23 protein-coding genes and 1 pseudogene are annotated in these 26,241 nt (G+C 74.0%); 12 read left to right on the plus strand and 12 right to left on the minus strand.

Annotated elements, in window-relative coordinates:
• Positions 1 to 27: 27 nt before the first annotated feature.
• On the minus strand, positions 28 to 471 hold the full coding sequence (locus IF47_RS0124375) for a cell division protein SepF (RefSeq protein WP_031511138.1): 444 nt from the start codon (positions 469 to 471) through the stop codon (positions 28 to 30).
• Between the two features lie 307 nt (positions 472 to 778).
• Here IF47_RS0124375 and IF47_RS0124380 point away from each other — a divergent pair, with 307 nt between their 5' ends.
• The 3 genes from IF47_RS0124380 to IF47_RS0124390 all read left to right on the plus strand — a co-directional run bounded on the left by IF47_RS0124380 (position 779) and on the right by IF47_RS0124390 (position 4,481).
• Positions 779 to 1,984, plus strand: coding sequence for a DUF5685 family protein (locus IF47_RS0124380; RefSeq protein WP_211257265.1), 1,206 nt, complete (start codon positions 779 to 781; stop codon positions 1,982 to 1,984).
• Positions 1,985 to 2,202: 218 nt separating this feature from the next.
• Positions 2,203 to 3,099 (plus strand): S1 family peptidase, encoded by an 897-nt coding sequence (locus IF47_RS0124385; RefSeq protein WP_031511140.1) that lies wholly within the window; start codon positions 2,203 to 2,205, stop codon positions 3,097 to 3,099.
• A 302-nt stretch (positions 3,100 to 3,401) separates the two neighbouring features.
• Positions 3,402 to 4,481 (plus strand): S1 family peptidase, encoded by a 1,080-nt coding sequence (locus tag IF47_RS0124390; RefSeq protein WP_031511141.1) that lies wholly within the window; start codon positions 3,402 to 3,404, stop codon positions 4,479 to 4,481.
• A gap of 127 nt (positions 4,482 to 4,608) precedes the next feature.
• Here IF47_RS0124390 and IF47_RS0124395 read toward each other — a convergent pair whose 3' ends face one another.
• Positions 4,609 to 5,637: an aspartate-semialdehyde dehydrogenase gene (locus IF47_RS0124395; protein WP_031511142.1), complete on the minus strand. Its 1,029-nt coding sequence runs from the start codon at positions 5,635 to 5,637 to the stop codon at positions 4,609 to 4,611.
• A gap of 202 nt (positions 5,638 to 5,839) precedes the next feature.
• Positions 5,840 to 6,805 carry a bis(hydroxyethyl) terephthalate hydrolase gene (gene bdeA, locus IF47_RS0124400; RefSeq protein WP_106982645.1) on the minus strand — a complete coding sequence of 322 codons (966 nt, stop codon included), beginning with the start codon at positions 6,803 to 6,805 and terminating at the stop codon, positions 5,840 to 5,842.
• 237 nt (positions 6,806 to 7,042) lie between these two features.
• Here bdeA and IF47_RS0124405 point away from each other — a divergent pair, with 237 nt between their 5' ends.
• The 3 genes from IF47_RS0124405 to IF47_RS0124415 all read left to right on the plus strand — a co-directional run bounded on the left by IF47_RS0124405 (position 7,043) and on the right by IF47_RS0124415 (position 10,443).
• A complete protein-coding gene (locus tag IF47_RS0124405) occupies positions 7,043 to 8,233 on the plus strand; it encodes an acyl-CoA dehydrogenase family protein (RefSeq protein WP_031511144.1) in 1,191 nt (396 codons plus the stop codon).
• The gene (locus IF47_RS0124410) at positions 8,230 to 9,357 is read left to right on the plus strand and encodes an acyl-CoA dehydrogenase family protein (RefSeq protein ID WP_031511145.1); all 1,128 of its coding nucleotides are present in this window, start codon (positions 8,230 to 8,232) and stop codon (positions 9,355 to 9,357) included. Before IF47_RS0124405 ends, IF47_RS0124410 begins: the two co-directional genes overlap by 4 nt.
• A gap of 108 nt (positions 9,358 to 9,465) precedes the next feature.
• A complete protein-coding gene (locus IF47_RS0124415) occupies positions 9,466 to 10,443 on the plus strand; it encodes an esterase/lipase family protein (protein ID WP_051718188.1) in 978 nt (325 codons plus the stop codon).
• 192 nt (positions 10,444 to 10,635) lie between these two features.
• On the opposite strand, the gene IF47_RS0124420 is transcribed toward IF47_RS0124415, so the two are convergent.
• A complete protein-coding gene (locus IF47_RS0124420; RefSeq protein ID WP_031511147.1) occupies positions 10,636 to 11,697 on the minus strand; it encodes a lytic polysaccharide monooxygenase auxiliary activity family 9 protein in 1,062 nt (353 codons plus the stop codon).
• Between the two features lie 258 nt (positions 11,698 to 11,955).
• On the opposite strand from IF47_RS0124420, the pseudogene IF47_RS0124425 reads away from it, so the two are divergent.
• A pseudogene (locus IF47_RS0124425) lies at positions 11,956 to 12,456 on the plus strand (NUDIX hydrolase); the annotation flags it as partial.
• 81 nt (positions 12,457 to 12,537) lie between these two features.
• Here the strand turns inward: IF47_RS0124425 and IF47_RS0124430 are convergent.
• A complete protein-coding gene (locus IF47_RS0124430) occupies positions 12,538 to 13,305 on the minus strand; it encodes a dioxygenase family protein (RefSeq protein WP_031511149.1) in 768 nt (255 codons plus the stop codon).
• Between the two features lie 138 nt (positions 13,306 to 13,443).
• A complete protein-coding gene (locus IF47_RS0124435) occupies positions 13,444 to 14,004 on the minus strand; it encodes a DoxX family protein (RefSeq protein WP_031511150.1) in 561 nt (186 codons plus the stop codon).
• Positions 14,005 to 14,101: 97 nt separating this feature from the next.
• Here IF47_RS0124435 and IF47_RS0124440 point away from each other — a divergent pair, with 97 nt between their 5' ends.
• Positions 14,102 to 14,560 (plus strand): MarR family winged helix-turn-helix transcriptional regulator, encoded by a 459-nt coding sequence (locus IF47_RS0124440; protein ID WP_031511151.1) that lies wholly within the window; start codon positions 14,102 to 14,104, stop codon positions 14,558 to 14,560.
• A gap of 155 nt (positions 14,561 to 14,715) precedes the next feature.
• Complete coding sequence (locus tag IF47_RS0124445; RefSeq protein WP_031511152.1) at positions 14,716 to 15,096, plus strand: GntR family transcriptional regulator; 381 nt, start codon at positions 14,716 to 14,718, stop codon at positions 15,094 to 15,096.
• Here IF47_RS0124445 and IF47_RS0124450 read toward each other — a convergent pair.
• From IF47_RS0124450 to IF47_RS0124460, 3 genes are all read right to left on the minus strand, one after another.
• On the minus strand, positions 15,078 to 15,716 hold the full coding sequence (locus tag IF47_RS0124450) for a riboflavin biosynthesis intermediates N-glycosidase (RefSeq protein WP_051718189.1): 639 nt from the start codon (positions 15,714 to 15,716) through the stop codon (positions 15,078 to 15,080). The two genes, IF47_RS0124445 and IF47_RS0124450, sit on opposite strands and share 19 nt — an antisense overlap.
• A complete protein-coding gene (locus IF47_RS0124455) occupies positions 15,713 to 16,825 on the minus strand; it encodes a DUF5925 domain-containing protein (RefSeq protein WP_031511154.1) in 1,113 nt (370 codons plus the stop codon). Before IF47_RS0124455 ends, IF47_RS0124450 begins: the two co-directional genes overlap by 4 nt.
• Positions 16,826 to 16,951: 126 nt before the next feature.
• Positions 16,952 to 18,019 carry a protein kinase domain-containing protein gene (locus tag IF47_RS0124460; protein ID WP_051718190.1) on the minus strand — a complete coding sequence of 356 codons (1,068 nt, stop codon included), beginning with the start codon at positions 18,017 to 18,019 and terminating at the stop codon, positions 16,952 to 16,954.
• A 173-nt stretch (positions 18,020 to 18,192) separates the two neighbouring features.
• On the opposite strand from IF47_RS0124460, the gene IF47_RS0124465 reads away from it, so the two are divergent.
• Positions 18,193 to 18,459, plus strand: a complete 267-nt coding sequence (locus tag IF47_RS0124465; RefSeq protein WP_031511156.1) for a hypothetical protein — start codon at positions 18,193 to 18,195, stop codon at positions 18,457 to 18,459.
• Positions 18,460 to 18,644: 185 nt separating this feature from the next.
• Here IF47_RS0124465 and IF47_RS0124470 read toward each other — a convergent pair whose 3' ends face one another.
• Genes IF47_RS0124470 through hmgA form a run of 3 tightly spaced genes read right to left on the minus strand, consistent with a single transcriptional unit; the run spans position 18,645 to position 22,114 of the window.
• Complete coding sequence (locus IF47_RS0124470; protein WP_051718194.1) at positions 18,645 to 19,928, minus strand: type ISP restriction/modification enzyme; 1,284 nt, start codon at positions 19,926 to 19,928, stop codon at positions 18,645 to 18,647.
• A gap of 41 nt (positions 19,929 to 19,969) precedes the next feature.
• Positions 19,970 to 20,719, minus strand: a complete 750-nt coding sequence (locus IF47_RS0124475; protein WP_031511158.1) for a GntR family transcriptional regulator — start codon at positions 20,717 to 20,719, stop codon at positions 19,970 to 19,972.
• A 45-nt stretch (positions 20,720 to 20,764) separates the two neighbouring features.
• Positions 20,765 to 22,114 carry a homogentisate 1,2-dioxygenase gene (gene hmgA, locus IF47_RS0124480; protein WP_031511159.1) on the minus strand — a complete coding sequence of 450 codons (1,350 nt, stop codon included), beginning with the start codon at positions 22,112 to 22,114 and terminating at the stop codon, positions 20,765 to 20,767.
• 209 nt (positions 22,115 to 22,323) lie between these two features.
• On the opposite strand from hmgA, the gene IF47_RS0124485 reads away from it, so the two are divergent.
• A complete protein-coding gene (locus IF47_RS0124485) occupies positions 22,324 to 24,726 on the plus strand; it encodes a molybdopterin oxidoreductase family protein (protein WP_051718191.1) in 2,403 nt (800 codons plus the stop codon).
• A 56-nt stretch (positions 24,727 to 24,782) separates the two neighbouring features.
• Complete coding sequence (locus IF47_RS0124490; RefSeq protein WP_031511161.1) at positions 24,783 to 26,201, plus strand: aldehyde dehydrogenase family protein; 1,419 nt, start codon at positions 24,783 to 24,785, stop codon at positions 26,199 to 26,201.
• Positions 26,202 to 26,241 lie beyond the last annotated feature (40 nt).

Consider the following 26,241-nt stretch of genomic DNA (forward strand, 5'->3'; position numbering starts at 1 on the left):
CCGGGCCGTCCGCTCCGGCCGGGGTGCTCAGCTCTGGTTGAAGAAGCCGTCCCCGACGGTGCGCTGGTCCACGCCGCTGACCACCTCGTAGTCGGAGGGGGTCAGCAGGAAGACGCGCGTGGCCACGCGGTCGATCGAACCGCGCAGGCCGAAGATCAGGCCGGCGGCGAAGTCGACGACCCGCTTGGCGTCGGCGGGCTCCATGGCCGTGAGGTTCATGATGACCGGGACGCCGTCCCGGAACAGTTCGCCGATGGTCCGGGCGTCCCCGAAGCCGTCCGGGGTGATCGTGGCGATCCGGGCTCCCTGGCCGTGGGCGGTCTCCGCGGTGACCCGCACCCGCGGGTCGGTGGCCCAGGTGTCACGGACGTCCTCGGACTCGGAGCCCTCGGCATACTCGTCGTCGTAGTAGCGCATCTCGCTGTCGTCGACGAGGCCCAGCCAGGCACTCGCCTTGCGCACCGATCCCATGGACGCCTCCTCTCACAAGCACGGTCCACCGTGTTTGGCAGTGCCTCCGCCGCGGGGCCCGCACCCCTATGGTCGTCCATGATGCTGACAACGCGCCAAACAGTTACCCATTCCGCACGGGATTCGTGACGGTACTGGTGCACAAGGCGCGTGGGAGCGCGGTGCCGGAGCGGGCATCGAAGCCGCACGCGGGGGGTGACGCGGGGCGGGGCCGGCGGTCTCGCCGGTCGGGTGGTCACCGAGGGCATACGGGTGAAGTTGCCCGCTATCGTGGCGAACACTCATGCGACAAGAGAACGGGGGGAGCTTGTTCGGCATCATCAGGCCGTGTCGACACCGGCTGGACGAGGGGACGAGAGCCGCGTGGACGGCCCATCTGTGCGGTCTCTGCCTGGCGTTGCGCGGCGACCACGGCCAGTTCGCCCGGATCGCCACCAACTACGACGGACTCGTGGTGTCGGTGTTGACCGAGGCTCAGATCGAGCGCGGTAACGACGGGTTCGACGGTCTGCGGCGCACCGCGGGTCCGTGCCCGCTGCGCGGGATGCGCACCGCCTCCGTGGCCCGGGGCGAGGGGGCCCGACTGGCCGCGACGGTCTCCCTGGTGTTGGCCTCGGCGAAGGTGCGCGACCACGTCGCCGACGGGGACGGGGTGTTGGCGCGGCGCCCGATGGCGGCGGCGGCGCGCAGGGTGGCGGCCGGCTGGGACCGGGCGGGCGCGCGCACCGGGGCCGAACTCGGCTTCGACACCACGGTGTTGACCGAGGCCGTGGAGCGACAGCCGTCGATCGAGGCGGCCGTGGGGCCGGGCGGTTCGCTGCTCGCGGTCACCGAGCCCACCGAGACCGCGACCGCCGCGGCCTTCGCCCACACCGCCGTCCTGGCCGGTCGGCCGGGCAACGCGGCGCCGCTGGCCGAGGCCGGTCGGTTCTTCGGCCGTCTGGCGCACCTGTTGGACGCGGTGGAGGACCTGGCCGCCGACGAGCGGTCGGGCGCCTGGAACCCGATAGCCGTCACCGGCACACCGCTGCCCGAGGTGCGGCGGCTGTGCGACGACGCGGCGCGCGGCATCCGACTGGCCCTGCGGGACGTGGAGTTCGCGGACGCGGAGGGCGCGGCCCTGGTGCGCGCGCTGCTCGACCACGAGGTGCGGCACGCGGTGCGGCGGTCGTTCGCCGAGGGACGCGTCACCCCGCCCCGCACCGGAGCGCCGCATCCCGGAGCGCCGTTGCCGGGGACGCCGTACCCACCGGGTCCGCCGCGTCCCGAACCACCGCGCCGTCGCCGGGGGTTGTTGGCCGGATGTGCCGTGTGGTCGGTGCTGTTCTGCACCGGTCAGGTTTGCTGCCGCGAGGAGTACGACGACCCCTGGAAGGAGCGCAAACGCGAGGGTCTGTGTCACTCCTGCGACTGTTCGGGCTGCGGCGACTGCTGCAATTGCTGCGAGTGCTGTAACTGCTGCGGTGAGGACGGATGTTGCGGAAATTGCGGTTGTGACTGCGGATGCAGTTGACGAGGGCGGGGGACGGTCGGTGTCCGATATGTGGGGCGACCGGTGCGCTCAGCGCCACATTTTGTCGCCGGACCTCTTGCGCGCCGTGATCCAGCGTGTGAATACTCCCCACAGCGCTTGTCAGGAACGCGTCGAACAGCGAGTTCCCGGCGGCGCCGCGCGTGCCCGCACCCCACAACGCGGGTCCCCCCCGTTTCCTTCACAGGAGGAAGAAACCAGTGAGGATCAAGCGCACCTCCCCCCACACCGGTCCGGCCAGACGCGGTCGCATCCGTCTCCTCGCCGCGGCCTCCGGGATCGTGGCCGCCGCGGCCCTGACCATCCCCGCCTCGGCGAGCGCCGAGCCCGCCCCGTCGCCGGCCGCCCAGGTCTCCATGGCGAACAAGGCGATGAAGACCGCGGACGTCGCCGGCACCGCCTGGTACACCGACCAGGAGACCAACACCCTGGTCGTCACGGTGGACAGCACGGTCAGCAAGGCCGAGATAGCCAAGATCAAGAGGGAGGCCGGGGCCGGTGCGGAGGCGATCCGCATCGAGCGCACCCCGGGCAAGTTCAACAAGCTGATCTCCGGCGGCGACGCCATCTACAGCGGCGGCGGGCGCTGCTCGCTGGGCTTCAACGTCCGCAGCAGCAGCGGCGTCGACTACTTCCTGACCGCCGGCCACTGCACCAACGGCACCTCCACCTGGACCAACGGCTCCACCACCCTCGGCACGACGGCCGGGTCCAGCTTCCCGAACAACGACTACGGCATCGTCCGTTACACCAGCTCCATCAGCCGTCCCGGCCAGGTCGGCAACCAGGACATCACCCGCGCCGCCAACCCGTCCGTGGGCCAGACCGTCTACCGCCGCGGCAGCACCACCGGCACCCACAGCGGTCGCGTCACCGGCCTGAACGCCACCGTCAACTACGGTGGCGGCGACATCGTCTACGGCATGATCCAGACCAACGTCTGCGCCGAGCCCGGCGACAGCGGCGGCCCGCTGTACTACGGCACCACCGCCTACGGCCTGACCTCCGGCGGCTCCGGCAACTGCCGCACCGGCGGCACGACCTTCTTCCAGCCGGTCGTCGAGGCGCTGAACGCCTACGGCGTGAGCGTCTACTGATCCTCACCGGTCCCTGTGGTCCGGGGGCGACCCCGGAGCGCGCGAACCCCCGTCCGGCAACCGCCGGGCGGGGGTTTTCATCGTGCCGCGCGACCGTCGCGCACGGTGGGGCGGGGGCGGGCTCGGCGTGCCGGTAAGCGGAACTCCGGGGATGATGGGCCGATACCGGCACGTTCACTCGGCGCGCACGGAACGTGACTCCGTGTGTGCGGCCCTGTCGGGCGAGGAAGGATGACCGAGCCGGACTTTCCTCCGGGGCCGTCCTGGTTCGGGCGGCCCCATCCCCCACGGGAGGCACAGAGTTGAAGCACCAACGGACATTCGCATGGCGCGCGGCAGCCGCGGGCGCGGGCGCGGCGGCGTTCCTGTGCGGCGCCCTCGTCCCGGCGAGCGCGGACCCGGCCCCCTCGGCCGGAGCCGCGTCGGCACCCCTCACGGCCGCCGCCGCCACCGAGCTGGCCACGTCCCTCGAGGGCGACCTCAAGGACGACATGGCGGGCGCCTACTACGACGCCGGAGCGGGAAAACTGGTGGTCAACGTTCTCGGCGAGCAGGCGGCGGAGAAGGCGCGGAAGGCCGGAGCCGAACCCCGGATCGTCCGGTACTCCCTGGCCCGGCTCGGCACCGTGCAGAAGGACCTCGCCGCCACCTCCCTCCCCGGCACCGCACGCGCCGTCGACCACCGGCTCAACAAGGTCGTCGTCTCCGCGGACTCCTCGGTGGAGGGCGAGGCCCTGAGCGCGTTGAGGAAGCAGGTCGCCGCGCAGGACGGCAAGGCCGTGCTGAAGCGCGTCAAGGGCGAGTTCAGGCCCTTCGTCGCGGGCGGCGACGCCATCTGGCGCGGTGACAACGCGCGCTGCACCCTCGGTCTCAACGTCACCCGGAACGGCCTGCCGTACTTCCTCACCGCGGGCCACTGCGGCGAACTCCTCGACGGCTGGTCCACGAGCCGCGGCGGGAGGAACATCGGCATCACCGTGGCGAGCAGCTTCCCCGGGGACGACCACTCCCTGGTGCGCTACACCGCCCGAGTGGACCACCCGAGCCGGGTGAACCTCCACAACGGCACCAGCCAGGCCATCACCCGGGCGGCCGATCCCATCGTCGGCCAGCGGGTGTGGCGCAGCGGCAGCACCACGGGGGTCCGCACCGGAGAGGTCGTGGCGACGGGCGTCTCCGTCACCTACCCCCAGGGCACGGTCCACGACCTGATCCAGACGACCGTCTGCGCCGAGCCCGGCGACAGCGGCGGCCCGCTGTTCTCGGGGGAGACGGCCCACGGGCTCACCTCCGGCGGTTCCGGCAACTGCCGCACCGGCGGCACGACCTTCCACCAGCCGGTGACCGAGGCGCTGCGGGCCCACGGCGTCCGACTCGGCTGACGGAAGCCCCCGACGATCCCGCACCGAGAATCCCCGGCAGGTCTCCTGCCGGGGATTCGACACCGCCTCGGTGCCCGCCCCGGACGGGGCGGGCACCGAGGCGGCGGAAGGGGACGGCGGAGCGTCCTCAGCGGGACTCGGCCGCGACCAGCTCCGCGATCTGGACGGCGTTGAGGGCCGCGCCCTTGCGGAGGTTGTCGCTCGAGCAGAACAGGGACAGGCCGTGCTCCACGGTCTCGTCCGCGCGGATCCGGCCCACATAGGTCGGGTCCTGGCCGGCGGCCTGCTGCGGGGTCGGGACGTCGGAGAGGACCACGCCCGGGGCTCCCTCCAGCAGTTCCCGGGCGCGCCGCGGGGTGATCGGACGCTCGAAGCGGGCGTTGATCTGGAGCGAGTGACCGGTGAAGACCGGGACGCGCACACAGGTGCCCGAGACCCTCAGCTCCGGGATGTCGAGGATCTTGCGGCTCTCGTTGCGGAGCTTCTGCTCCTCGTCGGTCTCGTTCCGGCCGTCGTCGACGACGGAGCCGGCCATCGGCAGCACGTTGAAGGCGATGGGGCGCACGTACGTGGCCGGCTCGGGGAAGTCCACGGCCGCGCCGTCGACGGCGAGGCGGGTGGCGTCGCCCTCGACCGCCTTGCGGACCTGCTCGTCCAGCTCGGCGACGCCGGCCAGGCCGCTGCCGGAGACCGCCTGGTAGGTGGAGACCACCAGGGCCGTCAGTCCGGCCTCGGCGTGCAGCGGACGCAGCACCGGCATCGCCGCCATGGTGGTGCAGTTCGGGTTGGCGATGATGCCCTTGGGACGCTCGGCGACGGCCTGCGGGTTCACCTCGGAGACGACCAGCGGGACCTCGGGGTCCATCCGCCAGGCCGAGGAGTTGTCGATCACGACGGGCCCGGCGGCGGCCACCTTCGGCGCAAGCTCGCGGGAGGTCGCGCCGCCCGCGGAGAACAGCACGATGTCCAGCCCCGTGTAGTCGGCCGTGGCGGCGTCCTCGATGGTGACCTCGCCGTCCTTCCAGGGCACGGTCCGTCCCGCCGAGCGGGCCGAGGCGAACAGCCGGAGCTGCTCCACCGGGAAGTTGCGCTCGGCCAGGATCCGGCGCATCGCACCGCCGACCTGACCGGTGGCTCCGACGATCCCGATTCTCATGGGGCTCCTTCTCATCGTGGGTGTCCCGCTGCGCGTCAGCCCTCCTACCCTGCCTTGCCGAAAGCGGAGGTGCCAATTTCTTTGTCCCACGTCACATTCCGCGCGGTCGGTGACGCGCGGTCGGCCCCCTGCGCGCGGGTGGCGGTCGCCGACGGCGACCGCCACCCGTTCCGGGGCCCGTCCCGCGCCCCGGGTGTCCGCGTCAGTGCGGGCAGTTGCCGCGGAACTCCTCGATCTGGAGGTTCGGCCGCGGCAGCGGGCAGAGGAACTGCTCGTAGCGGGTGTCGTCGTCCACGAAGCGCTTCAACCAGGAGATGCTGTACTTCGCGATCTCGGTGTTGGAGACGTTCGGCGCGAAGTGCGTGGCGTTGTTCAGCTCCATGTACGCCCGGTTCGTGGAGGAGGGCAGGCTCTCGTAGAACGGCTCGGCGTGGGAGCTCACCGGGGCGATGGTGTCGCCGTCGGCGCCGACGATGAACGTCGGCACGGTGATCTCGCGCCAGGTCTTGTCCAGGTTCCAGGGGGTGAGCGGGATCGCGGCCTTCAGCGACGGCCGGTCCTTGGCGGCCTCCAGGCTGCCGCCGCCGCCCATGGAGTGCCCCATGACCGCCAGCCGGCTGCTGTCGATCCGGCCGCGGACCGAACTGCGCTGGGTGAGGTAGTCCAGCGCGGCCAGCAGTTGGTCGCCCCGGCTGGCGGGCTGGTCCATCCGGGTGTTGGTGTCGATGGTGAAGACCACGAAGCCCTGGGAGGCCAGACGCGGGCCGAGCCAGGCCATGCTGGACTGGTCGGCGGTGAAGCCCGGCGAGACGGCCACGGCGCCGAAGGTGCCGTCGCTGGTGGTGGTCGGGTAGTAGATCGTCCCGCCGCCGAAGCCGATCACCGACAGGGACGAGACGCGCTGCTCGGAGACCGAGTAGGGGCCGCGGAGGGCCTCGATGCTCCGCTCCGTGGGGGCCGGCCCGCGCTCGTAGGGGTTCTCCGCCGCGGCCGAGGCGGCGGTGGGGGCGTTCTGGGAGGCGTGGGCGGTGGGCAGGGCGGCGCCCGCGCCGCCGAGGACCAGGGTCAGTGCCACGCCCAGCTTCGCCAGACGGTGTCGGGACGTGGGGCGGGAAGCGCGTTCGGGCCGTCCCGCGGTCCGGGCGGCGTCGTGCTGCTGCGGCTCCATGAGGGTGTCTTCTCCCGGTGTGTAGGGGGTTGCCTGGAGGGGGTCGAACAGCCGTCATCGTGGTGTCGGAGGGAGCCGCTCCGCATCGGTGAAATCGCCGGTCTTCGGCGTCGCCCGCGGTCGGCCGGGCGGAAGCGTCGCGGGAACCGTTGACGTACCGGTCGGTATGCCGCGAGGATGAGCAAGCGCTTAGTCGTGGTCCGTGAAGGAGATCCCGTGCCCCCTGCGAACGCCCCCGTGACCGACCCGGACGAGCTGCGCCGCCGCACCCGGGCGCTGCTCGCCGAAGCGGACCCCGCCGCCTGCGGCCGGTCGGCCTTCCTGCGCGCCCGCTACGACGCGGGGCTCGCCTGGGTGCACTTCCCCCACGGCCTCGGCGGACTCGACGCGCCCCGCTCCCTCCAGGCCGTCGTCGACGCCGAACTGGCCGCCGCAGGCGCCCCCGACAACGACCCCCGCCGCAACGGCATCGGCCTGGGCATGGCCGCCCCCACGATCCTGCGGTTCGGCACCGAGGAGCAGAAGAAGCGCTTCCTGCGCCCGCTGTGGACCGGCGAGGAGGTGTGGTGCCAGCTCTTCAGCGAGCCCGGGGCCGGGTCCGACCTGGCCGCGCTGGCCACCCGCGCGGTGCGCGAGGGCGGGGAGGGGAGCGACTGGATCGTCAACGGACAGAAGGTGTGGACCTCCAGCGCCCACAACGCCCGCTGGGCCATCCTGATCGCCCGCACCGACCCGGACGTCCCCAAGCACCGGGGCATCACCTACTTCGTCTGCGACATGACCGACCCCGGCGTCGAGGTGCGGCCGCTGCGCCAGCTCACCGGCGAGGCGGAGTTCAACGAGGTCTTCCTCACCGACGTGCGCATCCCCGACGCCCACCGCCTGGGCGGGGTCGGGGAGGGCTGGAAGGTCGCCCAGACCACGCTCAACAACGAGCGCGTCTCCATCGGCGGACAGCGCATGCCGCGCGAGGGCGGGATGATCGGCAAGGTCGCCGCCACCTGGCGCGAGCGCCCCGAACTGCGCACCCACGACCTCCACCGGCGACTGCTCTCCGGCTGGGTGGGCGCCGAGGTCGTCCGGCTCACCGGCGAACGGCTGCGGCAGCAGCTCGCCGCGGGCCACCCCGGACCCGAGGGCGCGGGCATGAAGCTCGCCTTCGCCCGGCTGGCACAGGAGCTCAGCGGTCTGGAGGTCGAACTGCTGGGCGAGGAGGGGCTGGCCTACGACGACTGGGCCATGCGCCGCCCGGAGACCGTGGACTTCACCGGCCGCGAGGCCGGCTACCGCTACCTGCGCGCCAAGGGCAACTCCATCGAGGGCGGCACCTCGGAGATCCTGCGCAACATCATCGCCGAGCGGGTGCTGGGACTGCCCGCCGAGCCGCGCGTCGACAAGGACGTCCCCTGGAAGGAGCTCGCCCGATGACCGACCTTCTCTACTCGGAGATCGAGGAGGAGCTGCGCTCCAGCGTCCGCGCGCTGCTGGCCGACCGCTGCCCGCACGAGAGCGTGCTGGCCCGCTGCGAGACCTCCGAACCGTACGACCGGAAACTGTGGCGGACCCTCGCCCGCGACCTGGGCGCGGCCTCCCTGCTCGTGCCCGAGGAGGCCGGGGGAGCCGGGGCCTCGGCGCGCGAGGCCGCGGTGGTGGCGGAGGAGCTGGGCCGGGCCGCCGCGCCCACGCCGTACCTCGGCAGCGCCGTCCTGGCCACCGCCGCCCTCCTCGCCCTGCCGGGGGAGGACGAGACGGCGGGGCTGCTCGCCGACCTCGCCTCCGGTGAGCGCACCGCCACCCTGGCGGTGCCCTTGTCCACCGCCCCGGGCACGGGCGCCTTCCCCACGTCCGTGCGGGCCGACGGCGCGGGCACCCTGAACGGCACGGTCACCTCCGTGGCGGACGCCGCGGTCGCCGACGTGCTCCTCGTCCCCGCCGAGGGGAGGGACGGACCGGGGCTGTACGCCGTCGAGGCGAGCGCCGCGGCGCTGTCCGTCGTCCCGCGCACCTCCCTGGACCTCACCCGGCCCCTGGCCGACGTCACCTTCGCCGGCACCGCCGCCCGGCGGCTGGCCGGGCCCGAGGAGGCACCGGCGGCGGTGGAGCGCGCGCTGCTCACCGGCGCCGGACTGCTCGCCTCCGAACAGCTCGGGATCGCCGAGTGGTGTCTGGAGAGCACGGTCGCGTACCTCGGGGACAGGCGGCAGTTCGGGCGTCCGCTCGGCTCCTTCCAGGCCCTCAAGCACCGGCTCGCCGACCTGTGGCTGGACGTGGTGGGCGCGCGGGCCGCCGCCCGGTACGCCGCCGACGCCCTCGCCACGGGCGACCCGGACGCCCCCGTGGCCGTCGCGGTGGCCGCCTCCCACTGCGGGGAGTCGGCGGTGCGGGCGGCCGAGGAGTGCGTCCAGCTCCACGGCGGCATCGGGATGACCTGGGAGCACCCCGCGCACCTGTACCTGAAGAGGGCCAAGGCCGACCAGATCGCCCTGGGCACCCCGGGCCGCCACCGCACCGCGCTGGCCGGGCTGGTGGACCTGCCGGCGCCGACGGCCTGAGAGCGGTCCGAGCCCCGTGCGGCGGGGAAGTGCCGCACGGAGTCTGGCCCGTTGTGCTACCCGCCAGTATGTTGACATGAACGCAACAGTGCGAGGCGAGGAGGCCTCATGAAGTCGTCCAGGCAACGTGCACGAAGACTGCCGTCAAGACTGTTGTCAAGATTGCCGTCGAGATTGCTCTGTCTGATCCCGGCGCTGGCGCTCGCCGCGACCGCCGCGCTGATTCCCACGACAGCCCAGGCCGCACCCCCCACGGCCGCCGTCACGGCCACCACGAGCACCACAGCCATCACGGCCACCACGGGCACCACGGCTGCCGCCACCGCCGGTGGCGGCTGGAACGACTACTCCTGCACGCCCTCCGATCGGCACCCCCGCCCGGTGGTGTTGGTGCACGGCACCTTCGGCAACTCCGTCGACAACTGGCTCGGGCTGGCCCCGTACCTGGTCGCGCGCGGTTGGTGCGTCTTCTCCCTCGACTACGGCAGGCTCCCGGGCGTGCCCTTCTTCCACGGGTTGGGCCCGATCGAGGAGTCGGCCCGGGAGCTGTCGACGTACGTCGATCGGGTGCTGGAGGCGACCGGGGCCGACGAGGTCGACATCGTCGGCCACTCCCAGGGCGGGATGATGCCGCGGTACTACCTGAAGTTCCTCGGCGGGGCCGGGAAGGTGAACGCCCTGGTCGGCATCGCGCCCAGCAACCACGGCACCGACCTGCTCGGACTCACCCGGCTGCTGGACCACTTCCCCGGGGCGGAGCACCTGCTGGGCACGCACACCCCCGCCCTGCGGGACCAGGTGGCCGGCTCGGACTTCCTGCGTCGGCTCAACGCGGGCGGCGACACCGTGCCCGGAGTGGAGTACACCGTGATCGCCACCCGGTACGACCAGGTCGTCACGCCGTGGCGCACCCAGTTCCTCGACGGGCCGGGCGTCCGCAACATCCTCCTCCAGGACGTGTGCGCGGCCGACCTCTCCGAACACCTGACCATCGCATTGGTCGACCGGCTGACCTTCCATCTGACGGCCAACGCCCTCGACCCGGCGAACGCCCGCCGGGTGAACTGCCTGTCCTACTTCTCCTGACACCCCGTCGAGTGACCGCTCGGCCCCACCCGTGGAGCCTCTCGGCGTACCGAGGGCCGTCGTGCTCCTCCAACGCCTCCAGCGGCACGTCGGGCCGATCGACGGCCTTGGCGCAGTGGGGCCGGACGCGCGGCGCCGCCGTCGCCCCGGAGGAAGGAGAGGGCGACGGCGGCGCGGTCGGGGCGCGCCCGGTCAGGCGCGGTGCCGGCCGCCCGCGGCACGACGGCGGGCGGTCGTCAGCACCACGGCCCCGCCCAGCACGACGGCCGCGGCGCCGCCCAACGCGACGGCGGTGGTGGCGTCGTCCCCGCCGGTGTCGGCGAGGGCGACGCCCTCTTCGGCGGCGCGGGCGGCGCCGTTCGGCGTGGCGCCGTCCACCGGGGCGTCGCCGGGCGCGGCGGCCTCCCGGCGTTCGGCCCGCTCGTCGTCCTGCCCGGCCCGCTCCGCCCCGGCCGGAGCGCCGTCCTCGGCGCCGGTGTGGACGGACCGGGCAGCGGCCTCCTTCTCGCCGGGCTCGTCGCCGCCGTGCCCGTCGTGGCTCACGGTGGACTTCTCCGCGCTCTCGGAGATCTGCTCCTCGGTCGGGGCGGCGGGGGCCGCGCCGCCGTCGCCGCCCGCGCCGCCGAAGACGACGTCGGAGCAGCCGTAGAACGCCTCCGGGCTGTCCGAGCGCTGCCAGACGGCGTAGACCAGGTGGCGGCCGGACCGCTCGGGCACCGTGCCGGAGAACACGTAGGAGCCGTCCTCCAGGGTGGGGTCGGTGGCCTTCGCGAACGGCTCCGGCTCCAGGTCCGCCCAGGCCAACGGCTTGGCCGGGTCGTAGCCCTCCTTGGTGATGTAGAGCTCGAACGTGCCCTTGTGCGGGGCGGTGGCCCGGTAGCGGAAGGTGCGGTCGCCGGCGGACATCGGGGTGGCGGGCCAGTCGGCACGCGGCAGGTCCAGGCCCTTGTACTTCTCGCGGCCCGCGCTGCACAGCTTCCCGTCCGGAATGATCTGCCGGTGGCGTCCGGCGGCGTCGCCGATGTTGACCTCGTTCCAGTCGTACAGCGGCTGGGTCCCGCCGGCGGCGACGAGCGCCTTGCACGCCGCCGACGTCGGGCTCTCCGGTCCCTCCGCGTGGCAGGCGGCCACCCGGCTGACCGGGTCGGTCATCGAGCCGTGCGCCGCGACGGGCGGGGCGGTCGCCACGGTCAGGGCGAGGGCGGCGGCGCCGACCGCGACGAGGGCGGCTGCGGTCCTGCGGCGAGTGGTCATCGTGGGTTCTCCTCCAACTGCGGGCGGGCGGCGGGGGGTTGAGGGAACCGGCGGCACCCGCCTCGCGAACGAGCTCCGGTCACCGGCACGTTAGCCACGCCGACCGGGCGGTACGGCGCCTCCCGGCGCCGGGAGGCGATCTTTAAGGCGCTCTTGAGGAGGCGTTGAGCGGAGGCACAGGAAGGGGGCTTCGACGGACGGGGGCGGGTGTCGGTGGCCGGTGCGATGATCCCCGTCATGAGGATTCCCGGGAAGGACCGGCGGCACAGCGAGGTCGTCGACGTCCACCTCGTCCTGCGGCGCGGCGACGAGGTGCTGCTCGCGCGCCGCCGTGGCACCGGTTACGCCGACGGGCTGTTGCACGCGCCGTCCGGGCACGCCGAGGACGGCGAGGACGTGCGGGAGGCGATGCTGCGGGAGACGCGAGAGGAGATCGGATTGCGGCTGGAGCCGGAGGAGTTGAGGGTCGCCCTGGTGATGCAGCACCGCTCCCCGCGGGGCGCGCCGCGGATGGGGTGGTTCTTCGAGGCGTGGTTGGGGCAGGGGCGAGAGCCGGTCAACGCCGAGCCCGACAAGTGCTCGGAGCTGGGCTGGTTCCCGCTGGGCGGGCTGCCCGACGACATGGTCGCGTACTGCCGCGCCGGGCTGGAGGCCTATCGGGCCGGCGCGCGCTTCGCGCTGCACTGGCATCTGCCCGGGGACTCCATCGCCCACGATCCGGCGGCTCCCGACCGCCTGGTGGTGCTGCCCGTCTCCTGAACGGCGCCGGCCTTCTCCGGACGGCTCGGGGACGTCGCGGAGGAGGCCGGCGGACGGGAGGGGCCGGTGGACGGGGAGGGGTCAGCCGAGCTGGACCGAGCGCTTGGCCAGCCCGGCCCAGAACCCGTCGATGACGGTGCGCTGGGTGTCCAGGTCGTCCTCGCCCGCGCCCAGGGTGACGAACAGCGGCGCGAAGTGGTCGCTGCGGGGGTGGGCGATCCGGCCCGCCGGAGCCCGGTGTTCGAAGTCCAGCAGGGAGTCGAGGTCCGCCCGGGCCAGGGCCTCGCCACCCCACGCGTCGAACTCCTTCGACCAGCCCGGGGCCTGGTCGGGCGCCGCGCCCCAGGTCAGACCGCGCAGGTTGTGGGTGAAGAAGCCGCTGCCGATGATGAGCACGCCCTCGTCGCGCAGCGGAGCCAGCCTGCGGCCCAGCCGCAGCAGTTCCTCGGGGTCGAGGGTGGGCATCGAGAGCTGGAGCACGGGGATGTCGGCGTCCGGGTACATCTCGACCAGCGGCACGTACGCGCCGTGGTCCAGGCCCCGGTCGGGGGCGTCGTACACCGGGGTGCCGGGGCCGGCGAGCAGCCCTCGCACCTTCGCGGCCAGCTCGGGAGCGCCGGGGGCCGGGTAGGTGACCCGGTAGTAGTGCTCGGGGAAGCCGTAGAAGTCGTAGACCAGCGGGACGGTCCGGGTGGCGCCCAGCGTCACGGGGGCCGACTCCCAGTGGGCGGAGACGATCAGCACGGCCTTCGGACGCGGCAGATCGCGGGACCAGGAGGCGAGCTGCGTGGTCCACAGCTCGTCGTCGGCCAGCGGCGGGGCGCCGTGGCTGAGGTACAGCACGGGCATGCGGTCCCCCGGGGTGCGGGCGGACGGCTGGGTGGACGACCGGGCGGACGGCTGGGTGGACGAGGTCATGGCGGTGTCTTCCGTTTCTTGCTCTCGGGTGTGGCGGAGTCTGCCGCTTGGTCGGGGCCGTGCGGGTGGTCAGGAGCGGAGCAGCAGGGTGACGCCCGCCACCACGACGCCCAGCGCCACGGCGGCGACGCCGTGGACGAGCCGGTGCGAGCGGAGGACGGGCAGGGCGCGGTCCACGGCCCAGCGGCCGGGCCCGGAGAGGGCGAGGGCGGCGGCGGCCAGGGCGAGGAGGAGCTCGTACTCCACGCCCTCGGGCGCGAAGAAGCCACCGCTCCACTTCACCGCCACCGCGTTGATCATGGTGCCCAGCACCGCGGCGCCGGCGAGCGGGGTGAGCAGGCCGAGGACGAGCGCGAGGCCGCCCAGGGTCTCGGTGAGGGCGGCGATCAGGGCGAACGCTCCCGGAGCCGGGTAACCGAGCGAGGCGAAGAACATCTCGGTGCCTTCGAGGCCGCCGCCGGAGAACCAGCCGAGAAGCTTCTGCGCGCCGTGTACGGCCATGGTCAGGCCGAGCGCGATCCGCAGCAGCAGGAGTCCGGCGTCGTGGGCGGAGTTCGAGGGCGTCGGGGCGTCGCCGGCCCCGACGGGGGCGGCGGTGCGGGGGACGGCGCTGGTGGTGGGGGCGGACATGCGGTCTCTCCCTGGGCATGTGGTTCAAATTCGAATTACTTGTCACGGTGAGAGTACCGAGAAGTTCGAATTTGAACAACCACGTAGGATGGGAGCCATGAGCGAGCCCCGATGGCTGGACGAGCTGGAGATGGCGGCCTGGCAGGGCTTCCTGGAGGCCAGTCACCGCGTCGCCCGGCGGCTGGAACAGCAACTGAAGGACGAGGCGGGCCTGTCCCACCCGCAGTACGAGATCCTGGTCCACCTCGCCGCCGCCCCCGACGGCGAGATCCGCATGACCGAGCTGGCCGACCGGCTGGTCACCTCCAAGAGCGGCCTGACCTACCAGGTCGGCCAACTGGAGCGGCGCGGTCTGGTGCGACGTCGTGCCTGCCCCACCGACGTCCGCGGCGTCTTCGCCGTGCTCACCGACTCCGGTCGCGAACTACAGCGCCGAGCCGCGCCCGGCCACGTGGCCGCGGTGCGCGAGGCGCTCATCGACGTCCTCGACCGCGATCAGCTCGCCGTGCTCGCCGAGGGGCTCGGGGAGGTCGGACGCCGGCTGCGCCGCACCTGACGGCCCGACCCCCGTCCCCGCACCCGGCCGAGCGGGACGCGGTGTGCCGGCCCGTCCGCCGCACCCCTCCGGCGCCGCCGGGCTGGGGCACAATCGGGACGGCACCCCGACACCCCGATCGGACGCCGCACCGCCGCAGGAGACTGGGAGAACACGTGCCCCTGAACCTCACCGTCGACCCCACCGCCCCCACCGCCCCCTACGAGCAGGTGCGCGCGCAGATCGCCGAGCGGGCCCGCAGCGGCGACCTGCCGGTCGGCCACCGGCTGCCCACCGTGCGCGGGCTCGCCGGGGAGCTGGGACTGGCGGTCAACACGGTGGCCAAGGCGTACCGGGCTCTGGAGGAGGACGGCGTGATCGAGACCCGGGGCCGCCACGGCACCTTCGTCGCCGCCGCGGGGGACGCCGCCGCCCGGGAGGCCGCCGCGGCGGCGCAGGCGTACGCCGGACGGGTCCGCCGCCTGGGCCTGGACCGGGCCGCCGCGCTCGCCGCCGTCCGGGACGCCCTGGACGCCGCCTACGGCCGGGAGGACTGACCGGGCGCCGACGCCGTGCCGGTCGTCTCCGCCAGTCGCGCCCTGGCCTCCATCAGGGCGAAGCCCAGCAGGTTGAGCCCCCGCCAACGTGCCGGGTCGGCCGCCCGCTCGTCGTCCGCGGTCAGCCCGATGCCCCAGACCCGGTCCAGCGGACTGGCCTCCACCAACACCCGCTCCCCGGTGGCCGACAGGTACGCGCGCAGGTCGGCGTGCTGTCCGAACTTGTGGACGCCGCCCTCGACGACGATGTCGAAGCGGTGCCGCGCCCATGTCTCCTCGTCGAAGCCGCGCACCGTCCGGCCCACGGCCTTGGCCGCGCCGGGCTCGGCGGCGGCGAGCACCCGCTCCTCGGCCTCCGCGTCGCCGAACAGGCGGGCCTTGGCGGCCATCATCCAGTGCTCGGCGGTGGCGTACACGGTGCCGTCCACGGTGAACGGCGCGGGCCACCACTGGCTGAGACACCACGGGCCGACCGAGGCGCCGCGCCGCGGAGGGCGGGTGTGCCCCCAGAAGCACACGTATCCGATCCGCTCGCCGCACGCCCGACGCTCCACCAACGCCGCGACACGATCGACGGCCGCCCGCTCGAACGCGCCGTCGGGCGGGTGAGGGGCCGTCACAGGTACATGCCCTCCTCCGCGCGGGTGGCTCGCGGCACCAGGGCCGGGCCGGTGCCCCGGCGCAGCGCGTAGAGCTCGGCCAGGGTGGCGCCGTCGCGGCCGACGCCCTCGTCGGTGCCGAGCCAGTCCACGGCCTCCGCGCGGGTCAGGGGACCGACCTCGACGCGGGCCAGGCAGCGGCCGGGACGGACGACCGCCGGGTGCAGCCGTTCCAGGTCCTCGTTCGTCGTCAGGCCCACCAGGACGTTGCGGCCCTGGCCCAGCAGACCGTCGGTGAGGTTGAGCAGGCGCGACAGGGCCTGGCCCGCCGCGTGCTTGGCCTCCCCGCGGATCAGCTCGTCGCAGTCCTCCAACAGCAGCAACCGCCAGCGCCGGCCGCCTTGGGCCTCCTCGTCCTCCTCGCCGATGGCGATGTCCATCAGGTACCCGACCTCGTTGAACAGCCGCTCGGGGTCGAGGACGCAGTCCACCTGGCACCAGTCCCGCCAGGAGCGCGCCAGCGTCCGCAGGGCGGAGGTCTTGCCGGTGCCCGGCGGGCCGTGCAGGAGCAGCAGCCGTCCCATGATGTCGTCCGGGGTGGTCTTCATCAGCCCGTCCAGGGCCGCGGCGACCGGCGCGGTGTAGTTGGCGCGGATCTCCTCCCAGCTTCCGGCCGCGATCCGGCGGGTGGTGCGGTACGGGCCGCGTCGGGGCGAGTGGTACCAGAAGCCCATGGTGACGTCCTCGGGCTGCCGGTCGGGCTCCTCCTCGGCGCCGTCCACCGCGGCCTTCAGCGTCCGCTCGGCCAGCTCCTCGCTGACGGCCGTCACGGTCACGTCGGCGCCCTGGCTCCAGCGGGAGACCAGCACCGTCCAGCCGTCGCCCTCGGCGAGGGTCGCGCTGCGACCGCCGTCACCCGCCGACCGGAGCACGACGGCCCCCGGCGGCAGCAGCGACAGGTCCTTGCGGGGACGTTCCAGCGAACGGCCCCGGGAGTGCGGCTGCTCGCCGGTGGCGAAGCGGCCCAGGAACAGGGCGTCGATCACATCGGACGGGGAGTCGCTGTCGTCGACGTTGAGCCGGATGGGCAGCGACTCCTCGGGCGGCACTGCGCGGCGGTCGGCACACATGGGCCCATGATCCGGCACCACCGGCCCGGACGCACGCGGTTTCGGGGTGTCCTGTGACGCGGTCGGGCGCGGCTCGGGGGAGCGTCGAGGACGGAGAGGGCCGGGAGAGGGGGTGCCGACGGGGCGTCAGCGGAGGGAGACGGCCACGGCGAGGGCGGCCAGCAGCACGACCAACAGCCCGACGACGGCCAACAGCACCCCGCGCGGACCCCGGTCGGCGTCCCAGGGGGAGGACGGCTCGGGCGGCGCGGGGGCGGTGCCGGGGGCCGGCGGCGCGCTCCGGTCGCCGTCCCGGTCGCCGCCGTCCTCGACGTCGGCCCCCGCCGGCCGCGGCCGTGCCTCGGCGGAGGCCGGCGGCGGGGTGGCGCGCGGGGCGCCCCCGGCCGCGGCGACGCGCAGCAGCCGCTCCGCCTCGGCGGCGGGCATGCGCGCGGCGGGGTCCGCGCGCAGCAGCCCCTCCACCACGGGTCCCAGCGGACCGGCCCGGCGCGGGGCGGGCAGCGCGCCGTCGACGTACCCGGCGACGGCGCGCAGAGTCTCCTTTGGGGTGTCGCGGCGGAACGGGGAGACGCCCTCCACCGTCAGGTACAGCAGCACGCCCAGCGCCCACAGGTCCGCGGCCGGCCCCGGCTCCTGCCCGCGGGCGCACTCCGGCGAGAGGAACTCCGGTTCGCCGACCGGCTCCCCGGAGCGCGCGGCGCCGGTCTTCACCAGGGCGATGCCGAAGTCGGTGAGCACCACCCTGCCGTCGTTCCCCAGCAGGACGTTGGAGGGTTTCAGGTCGCGGTGCACGACGCCCGCCTCGTGCGCGGAGCGCAGCGCCGAGACGGCCTCCGCGCCGATCCGCGCGGCACGGGCCGGCGGGAGCGCCCCCTCCACCTCCAGGACGGCGCTCAGCGGCAGCCCGCGTACCAGTTCCATCACGATCCACAGGCGTCCGTCCTCGACGACCACGTTGTGGACGGTGGTGACGTTGCGGTGCGAGACGCGCCCGGCCGTCATGGCCTCCTGTTCCAGGCGCGCGTACGACAGCCGCACCTCGGCCGGGGAGAGCCCCTCCGCCGCCCGGATCTCCTTGACCGCGACCGGGCGGCCCAGCGCCTCGTCGCGCGCCTGCCAGACCACGCCCGTCTCGCCGCGGCCGAGTTCGGCGAGGAGGCGGTACCGGTCGGCCAGCAGCCGGTCCGTGTCCATGATGTCCCCCGTTCCCGTTCGTGTCGGGTGAATCGGATGCTGTTGTCTCGTACGGTGTTCGTCAACCCCCTTGCGGGGAAGGTGAATCCGATGACCGGAATACCCGTGGGGTCCGGCCGGGAGATAGGGTTAACCTGCCCGGGCCGGGAGCCCTCGTTTGGGTGGGGAGTGTCATGGAACAGATAACGGTGCGCAGCAGGGCGCGTGTGCCTGCGATCCAGTGCGGGGGCGGTGCGACCAGTGCGCGCCTCGACCGGCACCTGAGCGTGCTGGCGGGCCCCGCCGTCCCCCGGGACGACACGGCGGAGGCCGCCTCGCTCATGCGGGAACTGACCAGGCGCGACATCGCGCACACCCGGTCGAGGAACCGGGGGGCGCGGGTGTCGCTGTTCGCGCCGCTGCGGCGGCTGCGACGTTCCCTCTTCGGCGGGCACGCCTGAGACGACGGCGCCTCCGTCAAACCGCCGGAGGCGCCGTGCACGAACCGACCGGATCTCCCCACCGAGGGCCGGGCGTCGCCGCCCGGCCCTGATCGCCGCCTTCCCGCCTCTCCCACGACATTCCGCGTCCCCCTCGCCCCCCGCACACCTCCCGCGCACGGAGAGGCGGACGGCGGCGAGACGGTTCACAGCAGCGCGAGTTGGCCTCCCGGCCCCTCCTCGCGGTGATCCAGGACGGAGGCCGGACGCCGCGCGCTCGCGGGCACCGGAAGCACCCCCGCCCCGCGCAGCTCCTCGGTGTCGACGACGGGCCGCTCCGCCAGCCGCTCGGCGAGTTCCCGCCGGGGACCTCGGAGCCCGTCGAGGAGAGTGAGCGTGGTGATCAGCTCCAGCAGGTCCGAGGTCCACTCCGGCGGCCACGCCCCGGGACGGACCGCCTCCAGCGTGCCGGGCGCCGCCGGGGCCGTGCGCCGCTCGAACCACGCCCGGAGCACACGGACGCCGCCCACCGAGAACTCCCAGGCGCCGCGCGCCACCGGCGCCACCCGGCCGTCGCCCACCCACAGGGTCTCCTCCTCCGCGTCGTGACGCAGGTCCTCCGGGGCGGGCCGCTCGGGCAGCGTGGCCCGCACGTACGGGCGGCGTCCGCCGGGCAGGCGCGGGCGGGCGCCGTCGCCGCAGCGGGCGCCCCGGGTGTGCACCCACAGCGCGTGGCGGCCCAGCGCCACCCCGTCCCGCCACACCGCGGGGTCCGCGGTGAGCGGCACGGTGGTCCCGGTGGGGGAGGCGCGCAGCGCGACGGCCGTCCAGGCGAGGAGGTCCTCGGCCGTCACGGGGACGCCCAGCCGCTCGGAGAGGTGGTCGAGCAGACCCGGGGCGAGGTTGGGCTCGCGCCCGCCCGGGCGTCGGTAGAGCGGCCGGACGCGGCCCGGTCGGCCCGTGGGGGAGCGGCCGTCCGGCAGCAGCGCGGTGAAGGCCGGCTCGGGGGCGGGCGAGCGGGGCGCGGGGCCGGCCTCCACCAGGTGGATCTGCCGTTCGTCGGCGACCCGCCACAGCTCCGGCCGGGCCACGTCGAGGAGGCGGTGATCCGGTATCAGCCACTGTCGGTCGTACAGCCCGTGCAGCACCGGCACCGGCTCCGGGCAGGGCCCGTCCTCCCTCTCGAGCCGGACGGCGGCGGCCGTCCCCCCGCCCGGACGGGAGAACGGTCCGGGCAGCGGCGGGACCAGACTGCGCGGGGTGCGGGCGCGGGTGGGGCCGAACAGCGCCTCGCGTTCGGCGCCCCGTGCGCGCGTCAGCGCGGCCCAACGGGCCTTCAACGTCGGCGCGTCGGGGGCCGTCACCCACTCCCGGCCCGGCCGCAGGGGCCGGACCGACCAGGGCATCAGGTCGTCCAGCCGGGGCGCCCCGTCGTCCGCGCCGCCCTTCGTCCCGCTGCTCGTCCCGCCGTTCGCCCGGCCGTCCAGCATGTCGTTCACCGCACTCACCGCCCGCATGCTACGGGCGTTGGTCAGTCGGCCTCCACGGTGACGGAGAAGGAGAAGCGGTCGCCGCGGTAGTGGATGCGGGCCACGTCCACCACCCGGCCGCCGTCGTCGTAGGTCACGCCGGTGTAGTGGAGGATCGGGCTGAGCAGCGGGACGTCGAGGAGATCGGCCGTCTCCGGGTCGGCGAGCCGGGCCTGGACGGTGTCGGTGATGCGGCTGATCCGCACGCCCACCACGTCGCGCAGCACCTTCGTCATCGGCCAGCGCTCCAGGGCCGCCGGCTCGATGCGGTCGGCCACCTCGGGACGGACCAGGTTCTCCGCCCAGTTGGTGGGCTCGCCGGTCTCCCGGTCGCGACGCAGCCGCCGGTAGGCCACCGCCTCGGTCAGGTCCGGGAAGTACTCGGCCAGGTCCCCGGGCACCGCCTGGCGGCCGTGGCCCAGCAGCGCGGTCTCCTCGCCGGACTGCTGGGCCACGATGGCGTCCACCGAGCCGAGCAGCCGCACGGGGGACCCGCGGCGGGCGTTCGGCTCGATGAACGTGCCGCGCCGCCGGTGCCGGGTGATCAGCCCCTCGTTCTCCAACTCCTTGAGCGCCTGCCGCATGGTGAGCACGCTGACGCCGTAGTGCTCGGCGAGCTGCTCCTCGGTCGGCAGGCGCAGGGGCGCGCCGGGGGAGCGGCCGAGTATCGAGGCCCGCAGGGACTGCGAGACCTGGTACCACAGCGGCAGTTTGCGGTTCAGCGCGAGCGAGTCGGGAGCGAAGACGGTCACGACGGCCTCCGGACGGCCAGGCTGCTTACGGTGATGCGGCGCGGTTCACGACGAGAAGTGCCGCTCCAGACCCTGCCACACCTCGTCGTAGTCGCGCTGCAGGTGGTCCGCGTCCCGAGCCTGCGCGGTGAGGATCACCGGCCGGCGGGTCTCGAACATGAAGGCCAGGCCGTCGTCCACCTTCTGCGGGACCAGTTCGGCGGCGCTGGCCCGCTCGAAGGTCTCCCGGTCCGGCCCGTGCGCGGACATCATGTTGTGCAGCGAGCCGCCGCCGGGCACGAAGCCGCCCGGACCCGCCTTCTTGGCGTCGTAGGCGCCCTCGATCAGGCCCATGTACTCGCTCATCACGTTGCGGTGGAAGTAGGGCGGCCGGAAGGTGTCCTCGCCGACCAGCCAGCGCGGGGCGAACACCACGAAGTCCACGTCCGCCAGGCCCGGGGTGTTCGAGGGCGAGGTGAGGACGGTGAAGATCGACGGGTCGGGGTGGTCGTAGCTGATGCTGCCGATCACGTTGAAGCGGCGCAGGTCGTAGACGTACGGCACCAGGTTGCCGTGCCAGGCGACGACGTCCAGGGGCGAGTGGTCCCAGGTGGCCGTCCAGAGGTTGCCGCAGAACTTGTGGACGACCTCCACCGGCTCCTCCACCTCCTCGTACGCGGCGGTGGGCGCGAGGAAGTCCCGCGGGTTGGCCAGGCCGTTGGCGCCGATGGGGCCGAGGTCGGGGAGGGTGAAGGGGCGGCCCATGTTCTCGCAGACGTAGCCGCGCACCATCGGATCCAGCGGCTCGACGCGGAAGCGGACGCCGCGCGGGATCAGCGCCACGTGGCCCGGCTCGGCGCGCAGCAGGCCGAACTCGGTGCGCAGCAGCAGACCGCCCCGCTCGGGGACGATCAGCAGTTCGCCGTCCGCGTTGCCGAACACCCTCCGCTCCATGGGGGCGTTGGCGGCGTAGAGGTGGATGACCGTGCCCTCGCGCCGGGCGGCGTCGCCGTTGCCGCCCAGGGTCCACAGCCCGTCCAGGAAGTCGGTGCCGGGCGCGGGGTCGGGCAGCGGGTCCCAGCGCAGCCGGTTGGGGTCGGGTTCGGTCTCGGTGAAGGGGGCGCCGCGCAGGCCGGGTCCGGTGGAGGCGTCCGCCCGGACGAAGCGGGGGTGGGCGGCCGAGGGGCGGATGCGGTACAGCCACGAGCGGCGGTTGGTGGCGCGCGGCTCGGTGAAGGCGGTGCCGCTGAGCTGCTCGGCGTAGAGGCCGAAGGGGGCGCGCTGCGGCGAGTTGCGCCCCACCGGAAGCGCTCCGGTGACCGCCTCGCTGCCGTGTTCGTTCCCGAATCCGGAGGAGTACGTCAGTCCCTCCGCGGTCTTGCGGGCCTGTTCCAAACCGCTCGTCGTGCCACTCATCGCAACGCTCCTGGCGCTCAGGGTTTCCTATTGTCAACCATAGGAATCGGAGATGCGCACGTCAACGACGACCATGGGACGGACGTGGCGGCGTTTCGGCTCCCACCCCTGGGCACGCCGGGGCCGATCGGGCTAGGGTTCGCTTACCGGCCGGTCGGTATGGAGGCGGTCGGTCGCGCTCACCCGAACACCGCCCACGAGGGGGACCGATGTCGAAGAGCACCGACGCACGGACCGACCCCGAGGCCGGCGAGCGGACCCGCACGGCCCTGCGGATCTGCCCGCTGTGCGAGGCCACCTGCGGGCTGAGCGTCACCGTCGCCGGAACCGGCGGGGCCGGCGGTGGCGAGGGCGGACGGGAGCGGATCACCGCCGCGCGCGGAGACCGCGACGACGTCCTCAGCCGCGGCTACGTCTGCCCCAAGGGCGCCCTCTTCGGGGAGCTGGACGACGACCCCCACCGGCTCGTCCGCCCCCTGGTCCGCCGCGCCGGCGAACTGCGGGAGGCGAGCTGGGAGGAGGCGTTCGCCGCGGTCGCCGAAGGGCTGGGCGCCGTCCTGGCGGACGGCGACCCCCGGGCCGTCGCCCTCTTCCTGGGCAACCCCAACGTCCACACCGTGGCCGGGGCCCTCTACCCGCCGCTGCTGGCGAAGGCGCTGCGCACCCCCAACATCTTCACCGCCTCCACCCTCGACCAGATGCCCAAGCACGTCTCCGGCGGGCTGCTGTACGGGGACCCGTTGGCCATCCCCGTGCCCGACCTGGACCGCACCGACCACCTCCTGATCGTCGGGGCCAACCCGGTGGTGTCGGGCGGCAGTCTGTGCACCGCTCCCGACTTCCCCGGCCGGCTGAGGGCGCTGCGGCGGCGCGGCGGAACCCTCACCGTGATCGACCCGCGCCGCACCCGCACCGCCCGCCTGGCCGACCGGCACGTGGCGGTGCGTCCGGGCGGCGACGCGTGGCTGCTGATGGCGATGGTCCACGTCCTCTTCGCCGAGGACCTGGTCGAACTCGGCCCGGCCGGGGAACACCTGAGCGGTGTGGACGACGTGGCACGGCTCGCCGCGGACTTCACCCCCGAGTCCGTCGCCGACATGTGCGACGTGGCGCCGGAGGAGATCCGTCTCCTCGCCCGCGAACTGGCCGCCGCCGAACGCGCCGCGGTCTACGGGCGCATCGGCAGCACGGCGGTGGAGTTCGGCACCCTGACGAGCTGGCTGGTGGACGTGCTCAACGCGCTGACCGGCAACCTCGACCGGCCCGGCGGCGCGATGTTCCCGCTGTCGGCCACCGCCCGGGCCCCTCGGCCGCCCGCCCCGGGGCGGGGTTTCGTCACCGGCCGCCGGCGCAGCCGGGTCGGCGAACACCCCGAGGTCAAGGGGGAGTTCCCGGCGGCGGCGCTGGCCGAGGAGATCGACACGCCGGGCGAGGGGCGGGTGCGGGCGCTGATCTGCGTCGCGGGCAACCCCGTGCTGTCCGCCCCGAACGGCGCCCGGCTGGAGAGGGCCCTGGCGGGCCTGGACTTCATGGTCGCCGTCGACCCGTACCTCAACGAGACCTCCCGGCACGCCCATGTCGTGCTCCCGCCGCCCCGGCCGAGCCGCAGCCCGCACTTCGACTTCTCCTTCAACGCCCTGGCCGTCCGCAACCAGGTGCGCCACACCCGCCCCGTGATCCCCCTCGGCGAGGGGGAGCGGAGCGAGAGCGAGATCCTGGCCCGACTGGTGCTGTGCGCCTTCGGCACGCCCGACGCCGACCCGGAGTCGGTCGACGCCCTGGTCGTCGAGCAGACCCTGGCCGCCGCCGTCGCCGACCCCCTCTCCCCGGTCCACGGCCGGGACGCGGGCGAGTTGGCCCGCCGGCTGACCGGCGAGACGGGCGCCGAACGCCGCCTGGACCTGATGCTGCGGCTCGGCCCGTACGGCGACGGCTTCGGCGCGGACCCGGACGGCCTCACCCTGGCGAGGCTGTGGGAGCATCCGCACGGCATCGACCTGGGGCCGCTGCGCCCGCGGCTGCCCGAGGTGCTGCGCACCCCATCCGGCAGGGTCGAGCTGTGCCCGGAGCCGATCGCGGCCGACGTCGCCCGACTGCGACGCCGGTCGGCGGAGCGCCGGGAGCGCCCCGCCGCCCTGGTCCTGGTCGGCCGCCGCCACCTGCGGTCCAACAACAGTTGGATGCACAACGTCCCCGGACTGAGGGGCGGGAGCAACCGCTGCACCCTCCACGTCCACCCCGCCGACGCCGCCCGGCTCGGCCTGGTCGACGGCGGCCTCGCGGAGATCCGCGGCGACGGGGGAGCGGTCCGGGCGCCGGTGGAGGTGACCGCGTCGGTGCGTCCCGGCGTCGTCAGCCTCCCGCACGGCTGGGGACACGACCGGCCCGGCACCCGGACGCCGGTGGCCTCCGCCGATCCCGGGGTCAACGTCAACCAGCTCCTGGACGGCCGGCTGCTCGATCCGCTGTCGGGGACGGCCGTGCTCAACGGGTTCCCGGTGGAGGTCGCCCCGGTGCCGACCTCCCCCGACGCACCCTCGGTCCCGGCGTCGGACCCGGTATCGGATCAGGCGTCGAACCCGGCTTCGGACCCGGTTTCGAACCCTGTGTGACCCACGGCATGCGCCGCCCTGGTGACACCTCAAACTAGCACCGCTAGTTTGGAGTTATGCAGGCACACAACGGCATGTACATCGACGGCGACTGGCGGCCGGCGGCGGGCGACGGGACGATCGAGGTCGTCAATCCGGCCACCGAGGAGATCATCGGCACCGTCCCGGCGGGGACCGCCGAGGACGTCGACGCGGCCGTGGCCGCCGCCCGGGCCGCCCTGCCCGGCTGGGCCGCCACCGAGCCCGCCGAGCGCGCGGCACGGATCGGCGCGCTGCGCGACGCCCTGGCCGCCCGGCGCGAGACGATCGCCGCCACCGTCACCGCGGAGCTGGGCGCCCCCCTCTCCTTCTCCGAGGCCGTCCACGCCGGCCTGCCCATCACGGTCGCCGGGACGTACGCCACGCTCGCCGCCGAGCACTCCTTCGAGGAGAAGCTGGGCACCTCCCGGGTGCTGCACGAACCGGTGGGCGTCGTCGGCGCCATCACGCCCTGGAACTACCCGCTGCACCAGATCGTCGCCAAGGCCGCCCCCGCCCTCGCGGCCGGCTGCACGATGGTCCTCAAGCCCGCCGAGGACACCCCGCTGGTCGCGCGGCTCTTCGCCGAGGCCGTGGCGGAGGCGGGGCTGCCCGCCGGGGTGTTCAACCTCGTCACCGGAGTCGGACCGGTCGCCGGGCAGGCGCTGGCCGAGCACGAGGGCGTGGACATGGTCTCCTTCACCGGGTCCACCGCCGTCGGCCGCCGGATCGGCGCGATCGCGGGCGGCGCGATCAAGCGGGTCGCCCTGGAGCTGGGCGGCAAGTCCGCCAACGTCGTCCTGCCGAGCGCCGACCTGGTGAAGGCCGTGAAGATCGGCGTGGGCAACGTGATGGCCAACGCCGGCCAGACGTGCAGCGCCTGGACCCGCATGCTGGTCCACGCCGACCGGTACGACGAGGCCGTGGAGATCGCCGCCGCGGCGGCGGCCAAGTACGTCCCCGGCGACCCGACCGACCCCGCCACCCGTCTGGGCCCGCTGGTCAACGCCGCCCAACGCGAGCGCGTCACCGGCTACATCCGCACCGGGATCTCCGAGGGCGCCGACCTCGTCGCGGGCGGCCCCGACGCGCCCGAGGGGGTGGAGCGCGGGTACTACGTGCGGCCCACCGTCTTCGCCGGCGTCACACCGGAGATGACCATCGCCCGGGAGGAGATCTTCGGTCCCGTCCTGAGCGTCATGCGGTACGAGGACGTCGAGGACGCGGTCCGCATCGCCAACGACTCCTCCTACGGTCTCGCCGGCGCCGTCTGGGCCGCGGACGAGGCGGAGGCCGTCGCCTTCGCCCGCCGGCTGCAGACCGGTCAGGTGGACGTCAACGGCGGACGGTTCAACCCCCTGGCGCCCTTCGGCGGCTACAAGCGGTCCGGGGTGGGAAGGGAGTTGGGGCCGCACGGCCTGACCGAGTACCTCCAGACCAAGTCCCTGCAGTTCTGATCCCACCAGCCCGCACGTTTCGAGAAGGACACGAGAGGAA

The organism is Streptomyces megasporus (assembly GCF_000718985.1).
Classification (GTDB): domain Bacteria; phylum Actinomycetota; class Actinomycetes; order Streptomycetales; family Streptomycetaceae; genus Streptomyces; species Streptomyces megasporus.